Here is a 13,964-nt window from a genome sequence, read left to right as displayed (position 1 = left end):
ACTTACTTTTACCGTTGGTTCTTTATGACACCCCAGGAATGGCAAATTGGCGAGGGTGCCCGCCATTCCCTCACGGCTATACCCCGTTGTGGCGAGGTGGAAATTGGACCGCGGCAACCCGCGCCGCCACCAGAACGGCTAAAAGGGCGGCGATGGCCAGGAGTACGGGCGAATCCATGCGGTGCGCATAAAGACCGATGAACATCTCACGCAAAACAAAAACGATGCCCACTTCGGCCAGTACCCGCAAGCGGAGGCGATGAAACTCCAGATAATCTGTGAAGGTGCGGAAGAGTTCGATAAGAACAAAGGTGGAGAGAACATCAACGACAAGGCCTTGTCCGAGGCTCTCAACGAGATCGTGGACATGAGTGAGGCCCTGAACGGCCGCGGCGGCGCGCAGAGTACTCACGGCAACTGCAAAATCATAAATCAACCCAGCCAATGCACCCAGCAGGGTGAGCAACATAACAAAGATCAATGCTATAACAATGAGATCCAGAAGCCTGCCATAAAAAATCAGAGTCCTACCCCGAGCCCCGGCCACCACTTCCCGCGGCACCATCCCATTTTTTTCCTGCTGTTCTGGCATAGATTCAGTCCCTGGCCCCGGTAGGCTGGCGCAAGCAGGACCCAAAAGCACATTGCGACAGCGACGGTTTATAGTCTGAACCTTTTTTTATCCGTCGGCAAGATGAGTTCCATTACCGAGCCTAAAAACCAACTGTTACCATAGCGGTTATCTTCTGAATTTTTAGATTGTCACGCCGACGATGCGGGAATGAAAGGTAAGAAGCCATCGGGACACTGACCAAGGAGTGATGGGCTCCCGGTTTCTAATTGAACTTACCGAACTTGGTCGTGTCGAACTTGGCCGTTGATGAAGGCAAAATTGCCTGCTAAGCTTATATCTGTGTCGGAAAAACCAGCGCCACATCCCTTCCGCTAGGGATTCCTTCGATTCTGGCAAAAGATTATGCTTACTCGCTGGCGGCGAGCGCTTATTGCAGTTCCGGTAATATGGTATTACTAAAGTCAATATAACCAATGCTTGAATGGTAGGGAGCTTATAATGGGTATAGAAAATCCGGATGGGAAAGAAATAAAAAATGTCATTCTTGCTATAACTACCGCTCGCACCGCTTGGGGGAGGCGCTTAAAAATGATCACCTTCCTCGTTTCTTTTATTATCAGCCTGCTGATTCCCGTGGGAGTCATTGTGATCTATTTTTTATGGAAACATGGCAATAATATTCTGAATAATAATGATGCGAGTATCCGCCTGAATTACGGTATAAGCGCCGGCGAGGAGTAGGCGGAGTTGGGCGCCGAGGGTGGGAGCAGCACCATGGACGGTTGTCGTGGTGGAGAAATCGCTGGTCGGCGGTAATGCTGCGGGTGCCTTTCCCGAAATCGGGATACGCCATAAGGAAAATAAGGTCCGATAAAACCAGGCGTGTAGATATTCCGCGGCGGAGTACGCGCGGTCTGCAGACTATTCTGATAATTGTTAAGGGCAGCCAGTAGATTAAGCCGGGCAATGGCCGTCTGCGCCTTGGATGTTTTTGACGACGGGGCTTCCTCTGCTGCGGTCGGCCCCGGATTCGTCCGGGTGCTTGCCGTCGGCGATGGCGCCGGGGGAATGGTCTGAATCTTCCGCGCACCGCGGGGCGGCTGGTTCCCGTAGCTCACCACCCCGCTCGGCGAAACCCATCGGTAAATCGTGTCCCCGAACGCCAGCGGGGTTGCCAGGATGCCCCAGGCAACTGTGGTGGAGATCAGCATGGCGCTTCCCAATAAAATCCCCACGCTCCCAAAGTCCGGCATGCGCCTGTCGTCCCCTTTCTCGTTCATTATTACTCCACGACAACCGCCGTCCCATACACGCGGTGATCTCATTCATTGCCTGCCCCTGCCCCGCGTCTGGGCGATCATATACCCGCACGATCCGGTAGCCGGGGATGGCGCTTGCCCTCTTGCAGGCTGGTCAGCATCTTTTCATAGGAGAGGTCCAGAGTTTCGGCGGGGTCCTCGGCCCGACTGAGTAGTCTGTTGACTTTCGCTCCCAAAATATCGGTGGCGTGCTTGAAAATGGACATGCGGGGCTCCTGTAGGGCGCAGTGGTCATGGTGCAGAACCGTGTGCTTAGATATAGCACAGCCCGGCATCTCCGCAACCCTTTGTATGCTTTCTTCTCGGCGCTCACAAACCCGGAAGGCTGGTCAACCCTCCATAAACCCCCAACCCGCCCGCCAGAGTCACCACAAACAGTACCAGCCAGAGATACGGGCCGCGCAAGCGGTGTTCGGCGGGCAGCGCCTTGATGGACAAGGCAACCAGGAAGCCCAGCACCATAGGCAGAAGCAGCGCATTCATCACCTCCACGCCGATGTCGAGGCTGACGAGATCGGGGATAGTGATCACCGCAGCGGCGCCAGCCACGATGATGGCGGTGTAAATCCCGTAAAACCAGGGCGCATCCTTGGGATGATGCTCCAGCGAGTGACGAAAACCGGTGACTTCCCCCCAGCCCCACGCCCCGGCAAGGGAAGCGACAATCGCGGCCACCATACCCGCCCCAAGGATGCCCAGAGAAAACACAATTCGTCCCCAGGTGTCACCGAGATAAGGAATAATGGCCTCCGAGAGTTGGTGCACCGTATTGAGGGGTGCGTTGGGGTTCAGCCGGCCAATGGTGGCGGCCGTCGCGATCAGCACCGCTGCCATGACTGCCTGCGTAATGATGGCGCCAACGGCGGTATCCCAACGGGCGTGGCGATAATGCTCGGGGTGCAGCCCCTTATCGGCGACGGCTGACTGCTGATAGAACACCATCCATGGCATAATGACAGCGCCGATATTGGCGGCGACCAGCATCATATAGTCATCATCGGTGATGGGCGCGTGCAGCAGGCCATTCAGCATTTCATGGATACTCGGATGGCTGGCCCAGGCGATACCAAAAAAGACCAGTTCAAAGAGACCCATGATCAGGGCGATGCGCTCCACCCGCCGATAGGAGCCGGTCCAGACGATGGTCAACAGGGTGGCCGCCGCCAGGGCAACCCCGACAGAGCGCGGCAAGCCATAGAGGTTGCTGATGCCGGCCACCCCGGAAAACTCCGTCAACAGGGCGCCGGTGGTGGCAACACTGAGACCGGCGACGGAGAGATAAGCCCAGACCCTCCCGAAAGTTTCGCTGATCAGTTCGCCGTGGCCTTTACCGGTAAAAATACCCAGACGTACCGTCAGTTCCTGCACGATATAGAGGATAGGCATGAGGATGAATTGCAGGAGCAGCAGCTTGAAGCCCCACTGCGCACCACTCTGCGCCGCGGTGATGATACTGCCGACATCGGTATCGGCGAGCATCACCACCAACCCCGGTCCCAGCACCGCCAGGAAAATTTCCCAGCGAGAACGATGGGTGGGTGTGTTAATTTTGTTGAAGGCGCGTGTTGACGACATGGGGAGCATCCGTTTTATATTTTACTCAAACGAGAATGATTCCTGTTTGCTTGCCCTTTGTCAAGTACCTCCTTGTCCGAAAGTACCGCCAAACGCCCTCTGCTGTTAGTCCTCTTTGTCAGGAAATGACAAGTGCGCGATCAAGCCACCCGTTTCGGCATTGGCGAAGCGGAGGATGCCGCTATGCAATGCCATGATGCGCTGGCAAATCCGCAGGCCGATGCCGGAACCATGCCCAGACTGGCGCGGCAAGGTACCGCCGTTCATCGGCCCGATGTCGCGTGCCGGCACGCCGGGGCCATAGTCGCGCAGACAGATTTCGGTGCGGGCCGGATGGCGGATAACCCGCATATCCAAGCGTCCGCCACCGTAACGCCGGGTGTTGTCAAAAAGGTTGCGGAATACTCGTTCCAGCGCCAGAGGGCGGCAGTGCAGGGGTGGTAAGGCGGCATCCCCGGCAAAATGCACTACCTGTACCTCCAGGCCGTAACGTTCCTGGGCCGTCGCGGCCATTTCGGCCACCCACTCGCGCACCTCCACCTGGGTGATTTTTTCCTGGTCTCCACTGCGCACCAGGGTCAGAAACTTGTCGATAGTCTCGTCCATTTCGCTGACATCCACCAGCATGGACGCTTTCTCGGCCAGCAGATCGTGACCCTGAAGATGCAGGGTCAGCAACATGCGCGACAGTGGGGTACGCAATTCGTGAGAAATGCCGGTGAGTAGCAGGGTGCGTTCTTCGTGCAGGCGATGCAGATCGTTAGCCATACTGGTAATGGCCTGCTCCAGATGACGCACCTCCAGAGGCCCGCCAATAGGCTTGAGGGATTCCGGCATGTCGCCCCGGCCAATGCGCTGCGCCTCCACTGCCAGCCGGGCCAGGGGACGGTTGATCTGGCGAACGATGAGCCAGGCGCCGAACAATGTACACAGGGCGATGACGCCGAGGCGCATAAACATGAAGCCTTGCCCGCCGAAATTCATGGGCGACGCGCGCATGCCCAGCCAGGGTTCATGGCGACCACCGCGAATCCATAGCCAGGTGGCATCCGTATCACTGGGACCAATCCGCAATGCGGCCCCCGGAGACATCCGCGCCAGATAACCAGCGCTCTGGCGCAAAAAATACTTGCTGGCGGGAATGCCGGGCAGGTCGTGGGCGGGTCGCCATTGCAGACCGCCAGCGGATGAGCGTTCGGCACCAGCGGCAATCAGGGCGTGATCCGTCTGCCAGAGAAATTCCGCGAAGCGTTCGGCGGCAGGATTCAGTACATATTGATGAAACAGGACATAGACGGCGCCTTGGGTCCCCAGCAACAGGACTGCCAGCAGGAGCACGGTCCGCCCCAAAGTACTGCGCGGCCAGAAGCTCCGCCTGATCATCAGGGCTCTGCGACAAACAGGTAGCCATGACCCCAGACCGTGCGGATATGCCGGGGCCGGCCGGGGGAGCTGTCAAGCAGACGGCGCAGGCGGGAGATCTGCATATCAATGCTGCGGTCATCACTTTCCAGTTGTCGGCCACGGGTCAGCCACATGAGCTTTTCGCGGGTCAGGGGCTGGCCCTCATGCTGAATGAATGTCGCCAGGGTCTGGAACTCGGCACTGGTGAGGGACAAGCTTTGCCCGCCCAGTTGAATCTCCTGCCGGCCCATATCCACGGTGAACCGGCCGCATTGGAAGGGGGCTGCTACCGCTTCGGGGCGAGGGACGGCGGCGAGGGTGCGGCGCAGGATTGCCTGGATGCGGGCCACCAGTTCGCGAGGGTGAAAAGGCTTGGCGAGATAGTCGTCGGCGCCCATCTCCAAGCCCAGGATACGGTCTATTTCATCGCCGCGCGCGGTGAGCATGAGGATAGGAACATCATGATGCTGGCGCAGCCGTCGGCAGATTTGCAGGCCGTCTTCATAGGGCAGCCCCAGATCGAGAACGATCAGATCAATGGTGGTTTCGGCGAGCAGGGTTTCGATCTGGCGCCCATCACTGATGCCTCTTACGGCAAAACCAAAACCCTGCAGGTGCGACTCCACCAAACTGCGCAGGCGCAGGTCATCATCCACCACCAAAATCTGTTTTTGGATATCCATGTGCATATGGTAATCCCTTGTTCTCTCGTGGGCCAAGATCAAATGTAACAAAGCCTCCCAACCGCCGCCAAAGTGACAGTCTGTTACGTTTTAACAGGCCTGCGGCAAAGATTGTTACAGGCATTCCCGCTACCATTTTTCTCTGTTGCGACGGCTGCGCGGGGAGTTGCTCTCTCGATGCTTGCGGATAGCGCCGCTTATTCCCGTATATCAACTGAGTGAGGGTTCTACATGAAAAGCGCGAGGTATCTGCACGGCCAGGTGCGGCAGAAAGCGGGGCGTTTGGCCCCGAGTATAGCCAGGCTGGGTGCCCTGCTCGGAGTTGTCGCTGCGGCGGGCTGCGCTGTCGGCCCGCATCTCGGCACACCGGCCGTCCCGGCGCCCAAGACCTATAACGCCCATCCCATCAACCTGCACAGTGCTCAGCAGCGGGTCCAGTGGACCACGCAAGAGGCACAAGCCTGGTGGTCGCTCTTCCGTTCGACACCTTTGAATGACTATATCCGCCAAGCCATGCAGGCCAACCCGGATTTACAGGCGGCGCAAGCGGCCCTGGCGCGCGAGCAGTCCTTGATCGCGGTGGCCCAGGGCGGACTACTGCCCAGCGTGGGTGCCGGTGCCGGAATCAGTCGCGGGCGGGCGCAACGGACCGGCGCGAACGGCGGGGCGAGCTACCGCATTCCCGGCAATCTCTACAGCCTGCTGCTAGGCACCGTCGACGTCCACTACAACCCCGATGTATTTGGTCGGCAGGCCGATCTGGTCCACGCCGCCAAGGCCCAGGCGGCGGTCAGCCGCGCCGGTCTGCATCAGAGTGAAATCTTTTTGGCGGCGGCGGTGAGCCGGGCGGTGATCAGCGGCGCGGCGGCGCAGGCGCAGCTCAATGCCGCCCAACAGATTGCCGCCGCCGATACGCATCTGCTGCATCTGCTGCAGCGGGAATATCAACTGGGTTATCAGAACCTGCAAAGTGTGGATCAGCAAGAGGCCATCACCGCCGCGGCGCAAGCGCGCATTGCCCCCTTGCGGGCGGATGTGGCGGCGGCGCGCCATGGCCTGGCGGCCTTGCTCGGCCAGTCTCCCGATGCCGACCTGTCGATGCCGACACTCGCCAGCCTGCAATTGCCGGCCAACCTGCCCACCACCCTGCCTTCGGCTTTGGCCGCGCAGCGCCCGGATATCCAGGCGGCAACAGCGGAGCTGAAGGTGGCGGCGGCGCAGGCGGATGTGGCCACCGCCAATCTCTATCCGCAGTTTAATATCACGGCGGACATCGGTAAGGCGGCCATGACGGGTGGGATGTTCTTCAACCCCATTTCGACCCTCTGGTCGCTGGGCGCGGGGATAGCGGCACCGCTGTATAACGGCGGCGCGCTGCACGCCCAGCGCCGCGCGGCCCTCGATCAGTACAAAGTGGTCAGTGATCACTATCGCGGCACCGTGCTCAATGCCTTCCGCGAAGTGGCCGACGCCTTGCGTGCCTTGCAGGGCGCCGATGCGGCTTATCAGCACCATCTGGCTGCGCAAAAAGCCGCTGGAGCCGCCCTGCATCTGGCCGAAGCCCGCTACCGCGACGGGGCCACCGACTATGCCACGGTGCTCGATGCCGAGATCGCCTATCAGCAGGATACTGTCGCCGCCATCAGTGCGCGCAGTCAGCGTTATCTGGACAGCGTCGCGCTTTTTGTCGCCCTGGGCGATGGCTGGCGGCCTGATGCCAACGATGCCACGGCTACCACCGATGCCAAAACCCATTCCATCGTTCAAAACGCGCAAGGAGCCCCTGCATGAAGAAGGTCTTTTTCTTACTGGGTATCGTCGTCGTGCTGCTCTTCGGCGGTGTCTATGGCTGGTACCAATGGCGTCAGGGCCAGTTGCATGCCCGCCTGGCGGCTGCCGCCAACCCGGCGGTCACCGTTTCCGCCACTCGCGTGCAGAGTCAGTCGATGGCGGGCGAGCTGACTGCCGTGGGCGAAATCGTGCCGCAACAGGGAGCGGTGCTCAGCCCGCAGACCGGCGGCGTGGTGCAGCGTATCGGTTTCCACTCCGGTGCCACGGTACGGAAAGGACAACTGCTCCTGTCCCTGGACCCTGGCGCTCTGCCCGGCCAGTTACAGGCCGCGCAGGCCCAGGCTGCCCTCGCCCAGGTAGACTATCAGCGCGCCGAGAAGGTCTTCGCCATCCACGGTATCTCCACCGCCGCCCTGGATAAGGCCCGCTATAGTGCGAGTACGGCACAGGCTCAGGTGACGGCCTTGCGGGAATCGCTGGCGGATACGCAGATCCGTGCGCCCTTCGCCGGGATACTGGGCTTGCGCACCGTTAATCCGGGTGAATATATCCACGCCGGTATGCCGGTGGTGCACATCGAAAACCTGCGGCAACTCTATGCCGACTTCACCGTACCCCAGCGGGATGTGCAGGCGGTACAGGTTGGCGCGCCGGTGCGGATTGACGTGCATAACGGCGACACCCTGCGCCATTACCACGCCAAAGTGCAGGCGGTCGCCAGTCATGTCGATGCGCAAAACCGCGCGGTCAGCGTCCGCGCCCTCATCAAGGCTCCACTGGGTCTGAAGCCCGGCATGTTCGTCCGCATCGTCCTGCAAAAAGAAGCCCCCACGGCGCGTCTGATGATTCCCATGGTGGCGGTGAGCTTTAACACCTACGGGGACTTTGTCTACGTGCTGACCCCCGGTGGCCCGAATAAGACCCTCATCGCCAAGGAACAGCCGGTGACGACGGGTATGCAGCGTGGCAACGAGGTGGTTATCCGCTCCGGCCTGAAGGCCGGGGATCTGGTGGTCACCGCGGGACAGGTCAAGCTGCACAGCGGCGACCCTGTGCGCATCAATAACGCCGTGCATCTCTGAGGATCCCCATGCATTTCACCGAGCCCTTTATCCGCCGCCCCATCCTCGCCATTTCCCTGAGCCTGGTGCTGTTTTTCTTCGGGCTGCGCTCCCTCGGCCTGATGCCCATCACCGAGTATCCGCCCACCAACAGCTCCATGATCACGGTGACCACCCACTACTTCGGGGCGGCCCCGAAGACCGTCAACGCTTTTATCACGGCGCCGCTGGAAAAAGCCGTCGGCCAGGCCCCCGGCATCAACTACATGACGGCGGTGAGTGAGGACGGCATTTCCATCCTCACCCTCTATATGCGCATGGGCGAAGATCCCAACGCGGCCTTGTCCCAGGTGCAGAGTAAGGTCAACACGGTCCTCAATCAGCTCCCTCAGGGGGTGATGCAGCCCGTGGTGCAGGAAATGTCCGGTTCCGGTGCCTACCTGATGTTGCTGAGCTACCATGGTAACGGCTTCAATCAGCAGCAGATCACCGACTACCTGACCCGGGTGGTGCAGCCCGCCATTCAGTCGGTGCCGGGGGTGGGGCTGACTTCCATCCTGCCGCCGGGCACCGGCCCCAACGGTAATACCTACGCCATGCGCGTCTGGCTGAATCCCCAGGAAATGGCCGTGCTGGGCATTACCCCCGCGCAGGTCAGTGCCGCTCTGAAGCAGAATGATTTCGTCGCGGCGGTTGGGCGTCTGCGCGGTCAGTACACGGCGGTCTCCCTGAGTGCCAATACCGCCCTGCACAGCGCCGCAGAATTCCGCAATCTGGTGGTGGCGACGGTGCATGGGGTGCCGATTCGTCTGGGACAGGTGGCCAAAGTCTCCCTGGGCGCCCAGACCTATGACTCATCCGTGATGGTGGACGGTCAACCCGCCGTAAACATCGGCATCCAGCAGGCTCCCGGCAGTAACGCCCTGAAAGTGTCTCAGGGTATTCAAAAGGTGATGGCCCAGTTGGATTCGACCATGCCGCCGGGCATGCAGGGCTACACCATTTATAATGGCGCGCAGTTCGTCAAAAGCTCCCTGCAGGAAGTGGAGGTCAATATCGCCTTGGCCTTGCTGGTGGTGGTCCTGGTGATCTACTTCTTCATGGGCTCGTGGCGGGCGCTGATCGTGCCGGTGCTCGCCATCCCGGTGGCGATGGTGGGGGCGATCACCATCCTCCATGCCCTCGGCTATACCCTCAATCTGCTCACCCTGCTGGCCATGGTGCTGGCCATCGGGCTGGTGGTGGATGACGCCATTATCGTCGTCGAAAACGTCCATCGGCATATCGAAAACGGCGCCACGCCTTTGCACGCCGCCTTGGCCAGCGCCCGTGAACTGGCCAGCCCCATCCTGGTCATGGCGACGACGCTGGTGGCGGTTTTTGCGCCCATGGCTTTCATCGGCGGGCTGGTGGGACATTTGTTCAGCGAATTCGCCTTTACCATTGTCGCCACGGTGCTGCTGTCCATGGTGGCCGCCCTGACCCTCGCCCCCATGCTCGCCTCGCGGGTCCTGAAGGCCGGGCACGAAGGCCGGATGGCGCATCTGGTGGATCATGTTTTCGGACGACTCAAGGGGCTGTATGGTCGCACCTTGTTTCAGAGCCTGCGAGTCTGGCCGGCGACGGTGACGCTGGCGCTGATCCTCACCGTCGGCATTTATTTCCTCTTCTCCATCAGTCAGAGCGAGCTGGCCCCGCCGGCCAATCAGGGCATCGTCTATGTCAATGGCGTCGCCCAGCCGACCGCGACCCTGGAGTACATGAATGCCTACGATAGTTACCTGACCAAAACGGTTTTCAATAAAGTCGGCAGCCGCAGCCATAGCTTCGCGGTCAATGGGGTGGGTATCGGCGGCATGTTGCTCAACAATGAAGTGATGGCGGGTGTGGTGCTCAAACCCGAGCGCGGCGATGTCACCACGCAGCAGGTCAAGGAGAAGGTGCAGAAACTGGCCGAGCGGGTGCCGGGCATGAAGCTCTCCGCCTTCGGTCTGCCGCCCTTGCCGGGTGCGGCGGTGGGGCTGCCGGTGCAGTTTGTGATCACCAGTACCGGTGGCGGTTATCATCCACTGGACGCAGTCTCCGGCAAGCTGGTGCAGGAGGCCAGGGCCAGTGGCCTGTTCTCCTTCGTCTGCAAAAATCTGAAGTACAACAATCAGATTCAGGAAATCCATATCAATCGCCAGATGGCGGCCTCCTTCGGCCTGAGCATGGCGGATATCGGGCAGAATCTGGAAACCCTGCTGGGTGGCAACTATGTCAATTACTTCGACATGGACGGCCTCAGCTACCGCGTCGTGCCCCAGGTTTCGCCCGCGCTGCGCGCCAATCCGGATTTCCTGAAGGCCTACACCATCAAGACGCCATCCGGCGCGCAGGTGCCACTGTCCACCTTTGTTTCCCTGCAGTCGCGACCGGCGCCCACCTTCCTGCCGCAGTTCCAGCAGTTGCCCGCGGTCTTCATTCAGGCCAATCCGGCACCGGGGGTGTCTTTGGGCCAAGCCCTGCAATTCCTGCGGGATCATGCCCAGAAAATCCTGCCCGCCGGAAATCAGATCCACTATGCCGGTGTCTCTCGTCAGTACATGCATCAGGGCAGTGCGCTGGTGGTCACCTTCGGTTTTGCGCTGTTGATGGTCCTGCTGCTGCTGGCGGCGCAATTCAACAGCTTCCGCGACGCCCTGGTGGTGCTTACCGCGGTGCCCGTCGCCCTCTTCGGGGCCTTGCTGCCCATCAGTCTGGGGGTCTCCAGTGTCAACATCTACTCGGAGGTGGGGATGGTCATGCTCATCGGGTTGATCGCCAAACAGGGCATTCTTATCGTGCAATTTGCCCGGGTCATGCAGGAGGAAAAGCATTTCGACCGACGTCATGCGGTGGTGGAAGCGGCAACCCTGCGCCTACGCCCCATCCTCATGACGGTGGCGGCGATGATCGCCGGCGCCGTACCCCTGCTTTTCGCCAGTGGCGGGAATGCCGACGCGCGATTCTCCATGGGACTGGTCATTGTCAGCGGTCTGAGCTTCGGGTCGCTGGTTTCGCTCTTTGTGATCCCGGCATTTTATGTGTGGTTCGGGCAGGTGGTGCGGAAGCCGGAGAGGGATTTAGTGGGGTAGTTTTGTTATGGGTGCGCTGATTGTAGTGGTGGGCGCCTTTCGGGGCGCTTTTTCGTTGGGGGGTAGGGAATCATGGGGTGGATTGAGTAGGATCATGAATTGGTGTAGGTTTGTGGACAAGAATAGGTGGTGATCTGCATTTCTGGCGAACTCGTTTGCGTGTGGCGTTCATCCGGAAAGATTTAGGCTGCTATAAATGTTGCAGGAGGGTGTTGGATGCTTGATTTTCCGGGTGACGGGTGGGGATGGAAAAATTTAGGCGACGTGGGTAGTGTGGTATGTATGCTGCCTAAATTACGTTAGAGATTGTATGCACTCCGACAGCACGCTTGCTATTTATCTTCAAGAACTGGAAGAGTCTTTACTCCAATCCACTGTTCGCAAGTCCGAACTCGTTTCACAATTACTGTCCGAGGAGTTTGTCGAGTTTGGTAGCTCTGGCCACACGTTCACCAAAGAGCAAATCATTATTGCGTTACAGGCAAAGTCACCAGTCAATTGCACGGCAACAGAGTTCAATGTCAAACTGCTGGCTCCGCAAACTGCACTCGTTACTTACCGCGCATGTCGTCACAGTGAGCCGCCCGTATTCTCAGTACGCAGTTCTATCTGGCAGCAACGGGACGGGCAGTGGCAAATGGTCTTTCACCAAGGTACTATTTCGTCCTCGCACAAATGAAAACAATCTCTAACCCTACGCTCAAGCGGGACTGCGCAAAAGCGCGCAGCCCCTTAGCTCCACGTTAGCCCTATGGAGCGCACGATGACCGAAAAGGTACGCAAGCATGAAATCGAAGGGTTACTTGAGTTGTATTCAACAGACCCGTTCGTATTTCGGCCTGCCGAGTTGTATTCAATTGATGGGGAGCTTAGAGAGCAGCTTCGCAATTACAACATCTATGTGGTTGCGAGGCGCCCGCGGATATCAATAAATCCGAAGTCCGTAACTTTGAACAACTCGGCTCAAACCATCGACGGTGTTTTCTCAGTCAACCTCGGGTTTGAGATTAAGGAAGTCCCCTTCTCGTACCCTAACCTCTTTAGTGCGCCCATTACTGGCCTTGGCGAACTTGAGTATCCCTACGACCATTTGCGATTTGTAGTCGCAAATCGAATGCCTGTTCAAATCAGAATCCACGACGTCATAAGATTTTCCGAAACGTCTTTGCAGCCCCACAGCGATCTTTTTGTCGAGTATGTCGGGCAGTCGTTTGGCGAAGACGGTGATAGTGACGCTGTGGCGAGACTGATTGGCAAAACCGGGAAGCAGGGACACGGGTCACTACAGAAGGTTTTGGCAGACATCAACGCCAGCAACCCTGAGAGCGAGGTATATCTTCTTTTGTACAGCTACACGTTCTACAAAAAATTCATGATCGCTGGGGGTTGCTTAATGCCAGAGATTTCGTTGGATGAGGCCCCTGACCGATTCGACAGGCTGCTAGATGCCCGTGTGAGCCGTGAAGAAAGAATTGACCTTATTGAGGCCGCTCTAATCAAGCATTTCCAGCCCAAATACAACGACACATACAAGAAGACATTTCCTCAAAAGAGCCATGAGATATTGAACGTGCTATTTGATCTGGACATCACCGGATTGTCGACGTCGCTCTCCACCGAAGAGCACAACATCCGCATTTATTCAAAGGTTGTCGAGCCCTCCAATCAGCATTGCGCAAGATATCCAATTGTCCAAGAGTCGCAGAGGGCTTCATTCTTTGATGTTGCCTTCCCTTCGGCAGATGCATAGGGCTAACCACTCATTCCACCGGACCTGCGCGAAAAGCCGCGCAGGCCGGTGAATTCAGACGTTCGCGGGCGCTGTGCGCCCGCGAACGGGGCGCGAGTGTCGAACATCGGGGCGTTGGGCGCACAGCGCCCGCGAACCCCTCGTTCGAGCGGACACCGCTACGCGGGTGCCGCACAACTCGCGCCCCGTTAGGCTTAATCGAATAGGAGAAACTCATGATTAAAAATACCTTTCAAATTTTTACCGACAAAAATATTAAGCCTACGGAGTTTGCAAGCTTGATGTCTTCCGTGGGTTGGGGTACTGAAAGTGCTTACGACGATCAAGCAATTGAGCAATCTTTGTCCGCCTATCCTTTCATTGCCCATTGTAGGGACTCTGCTGGCGCACTCATCGGTTATGTAAGTGCGTTTAGTGACGGTGCTTTTTCTACTTTTGTTGGGGAGTTAGTTGTCCATCCTGAATTTCAGCGCAATGGTATCGGCACTGAGTTGCTTAGGCTTGTTGTTGAGCGATATTCTGGAGTTCCCATTTACGCAACGCCATTTGAAGACGTTCAAGAGTTTTTCTTGGAACGAGGCTTTCGGATTCCAAAGCGTACTATGTCGGTTGTATCACAGCGTAATGGTCTGCCAGCCTAACATTACGCTCAAGCGGGACGCGCCTTTTCGTGGCGGTTTTGGAGGTTTGT

The 13,964-nt window shown here is 58.4% G+C and carries 13 protein-coding genes; 7 read left to right on the top strand and 6 right to left on the bottom strand.

Annotation, left to right across the window (positions count from 1 at the left end; all coding sequences use genetic code 11):
• Positions 1 to 76: 76 nt before the first annotated feature.
• Positions 77 to 592, bottom strand: a complete 516-nt coding sequence (locus PJU76_RS00395; protein ID WP_271780002.1) for a phosphate-starvation-inducible PsiE family protein — start codon at positions 590 to 592, stop codon at positions 77 to 79.
• Positions 593 to 1,072: 480 nt separating this feature from the next.
• Between PJU76_RS00395 and PJU76_RS00390 the strand changes: the two genes are divergently transcribed.
• Complete coding sequence (locus PJU76_RS00390) at positions 1,073 to 1,315, top strand: hypothetical protein (RefSeq protein ID WP_271780001.1); 243 nt, start codon at positions 1,073 to 1,075, stop codon at positions 1,313 to 1,315.
• Here PJU76_RS00390 and PJU76_RS00385 read toward each other — a convergent pair.
• The 5 genes from PJU76_RS00385 to PJU76_RS00365 all read right to left on the bottom strand — a co-directional run bounded on the left by PJU76_RS00385 (position 1,288) and on the right by PJU76_RS00365 (position 5,555).
• Positions 1,288 to 1,854: a DUF4124 domain-containing protein gene (locus PJU76_RS00385; protein WP_271780000.1), complete on the bottom strand. Its 567-nt coding sequence runs from the start codon at positions 1,852 to 1,854 to the stop codon at positions 1,288 to 1,290. The two genes, PJU76_RS00390 and PJU76_RS00385, sit on opposite strands and share 28 nt — an antisense overlap.
• 77 nt (positions 1,855 to 1,931) lie before the next feature.
• Positions 1,932 to 2,099, bottom strand: coding sequence for a PspA/IM30 family protein (locus PJU76_RS00380; protein ID WP_271779999.1), 168 nt, complete (start codon positions 2,097 to 2,099; stop codon positions 1,932 to 1,934).
• Positions 2,100 to 2,202: 103 nt separating this feature from the next.
• Positions 2,203 to 3,468 (bottom strand): NRAMP family divalent metal transporter, encoded by a 1,266-nt coding sequence (locus PJU76_RS00375; RefSeq protein WP_271779998.1) that lies wholly within the window; start codon positions 3,466 to 3,468, stop codon positions 2,203 to 2,205.
• Between the two features lie 105 nt (positions 3,469 to 3,573).
• The gene (locus tag PJU76_RS00370; protein WP_271779997.1) at positions 3,574 to 4,851 is read right to left on the bottom strand and encodes an ATP-binding protein; all 1,278 of its coding nucleotides are present in this window, start codon (positions 4,849 to 4,851) and stop codon (positions 3,574 to 3,576) included.
• Positions 4,851 to 5,555 (bottom strand): response regulator, encoded by a 705-nt coding sequence (locus PJU76_RS00365; RefSeq protein WP_271779996.1) that lies wholly within the window; start codon positions 5,553 to 5,555, stop codon positions 4,851 to 4,853. The genes PJU76_RS00370 and PJU76_RS00365 overlap by 1 nt, the downstream gene beginning before the upstream one ends.
• A 231-nt stretch (positions 5,556 to 5,786) precedes the next feature.
• Here PJU76_RS00365 and PJU76_RS00360 point away from each other — a divergent pair, with 231 nt between their 5' ends.
• The 6 genes from PJU76_RS00360 to PJU76_RS00335 all read left to right on the top strand — a co-directional run bounded on the left by PJU76_RS00360 (position 5,787) and on the right by PJU76_RS00335 (position 13,914).
• Positions 5,787 to 7,346 (top strand): efflux transporter outer membrane subunit, encoded by a 1,560-nt coding sequence (locus PJU76_RS00360; protein ID WP_271779995.1) that lies wholly within the window; start codon positions 5,787 to 5,789, stop codon positions 7,344 to 7,346.
• Positions 7,343 to 8,428: an efflux RND transporter periplasmic adaptor subunit gene (locus PJU76_RS00355; RefSeq protein WP_271779994.1), complete on the top strand. Its 1,086-nt coding sequence runs from the start codon at positions 7,343 to 7,345 to the stop codon at positions 8,426 to 8,428. Before PJU76_RS00360 ends, PJU76_RS00355 begins: the two co-directional genes overlap by 4 nt.
• 8 nt (positions 8,429 to 8,436) lie before the next feature.
• The gene (locus tag PJU76_RS00350; RefSeq protein ID WP_271779993.1) at positions 8,437 to 11,523 is read left to right on the top strand and encodes an efflux RND transporter permease subunit; all 3,087 of its coding nucleotides are present in this window, start codon (positions 8,437 to 8,439) and stop codon (positions 11,521 to 11,523) included.
• A 310-nt stretch (positions 11,524 to 11,833) separates the two neighbouring features.
• Positions 11,834 to 12,202: a nuclear transport factor 2 family protein gene (locus PJU76_RS00345; RefSeq protein ID WP_271779992.1), complete on the top strand. Its 369-nt coding sequence runs from the start codon at positions 11,834 to 11,836 to the stop codon at positions 12,200 to 12,202.
• An 84-nt stretch (positions 12,203 to 12,286) separates the two neighbouring features.
• Positions 12,287 to 13,273, top strand: coding sequence for a hypothetical protein (locus tag PJU76_RS00340; RefSeq protein ID WP_271779991.1), 987 nt, complete (start codon positions 12,287 to 12,289; stop codon positions 13,271 to 13,273).
• A 215-nt stretch (positions 13,274 to 13,488) separates the two neighbouring features.
• On the top strand, positions 13,489 to 13,914 hold the full coding sequence (locus tag PJU76_RS00335; protein WP_271779990.1) for a GNAT family N-acetyltransferase: 426 nt from the start codon (positions 13,489 to 13,491) through the stop codon (positions 13,912 to 13,914).
• Positions 13,915 to 13,964: the final 50 nt, after the last annotated feature.

The organism is Acidithiobacillus ferriphilus, from assembly GCF_028215975.1.
Classification (GTDB): Bacteria; Pseudomonadota; Gammaproteobacteria; order Acidithiobacillales; family Acidithiobacillaceae; genus Acidithiobacillus; species Acidithiobacillus ferriphilus.
Note: the sequence above shows the minus strand (reverse complement) of the source record. Positions and strands in the feature narration are given on the sequence as shown.

What these genes read in the sequence shown, in the direction of transcription:
- PJU76_RS00370 (WP_271779997.1), bottom strand. Translation starts at nt 4,851, where the DNA reads ATGATCAGGCGGAGCTTCTGGCCGCGCAGTACTTTGGGGCGGACCGTG.
- PJU76_RS00395 (WP_271780002.1), bottom strand. Translation starts at nt 592, where the DNA reads ATGCCAGAACAGCAGGAAAAAAATGGGATGGTGCCGCGGGAAGTGGTG.
- PJU76_RS00335 (WP_271779990.1), top strand. Translation starts at nt 13,489, where the DNA reads ATGATTAAAAATACCTTTCAAATTTTTACCGACAAAAATATTAAGCCT.
- PJU76_RS00360 (WP_271779995.1), top strand. Translation starts at nt 5,787, where the DNA reads ATGAAAAGCGCGAGGTATCTGCACGGCCAGGTGCGGCAGAAAGCGGGG.
- PJU76_RS00340 (WP_271779991.1), top strand. Translation starts at nt 12,287, where the DNA reads ATGACCGAAAAGGTACGCAAGCATGAAATCGAAGGGTTACTTGAGTTG.
- PJU76_RS00385 (WP_271780000.1), bottom strand. Translation starts at nt 1,854, where the DNA reads ATGAACGAGAAAGGGGACGACAGGCGCATGCCGGACTTTGGGAGCGTG.
- PJU76_RS00345 (WP_271779992.1), top strand. Translation starts at nt 11,834, where the DNA reads ATGCACTCCGACAGCACGCTTGCTATTTATCTTCAAGAACTGGAAGAG.
- PJU76_RS00350 (WP_271779993.1), top strand. Translation starts at nt 8,437, where the DNA reads ATGCATTTCACCGAGCCCTTTATCCGCCGCCCCATCCTCGCCATTTCC.
- PJU76_RS00375 (WP_271779998.1), bottom strand. Translation starts at nt 3,468, where the DNA reads ATGTCGTCAACACGCGCCTTCAACAAAATTAACACACCCACCCATCGT.
- PJU76_RS00380 (WP_271779999.1), bottom strand. Translation starts at nt 2,099, where the DNA reads ATGTCCATTTTCAAGCACGCCACCGATATTTTGGGAGCGAAAGTCAAC.
- PJU76_RS00355 (WP_271779994.1), top strand. Translation starts at nt 7,343, where the DNA reads ATGAAGAAGGTCTTTTTCTTACTGGGTATCGTCGTCGTGCTGCTCTTC.
- PJU76_RS00365 (WP_271779996.1), bottom strand. Translation starts at nt 5,555, where the DNA reads ATGGATATCCAAAAACAGATTTTGGTGGTGGATGATGACCTGCGCCTG.
- PJU76_RS00390 (WP_271780001.1), top strand. Translation starts at nt 1,073, where the DNA reads ATGGGTATAGAAAATCCGGATGGGAAAGAAATAAAAAATGTCATTCTT.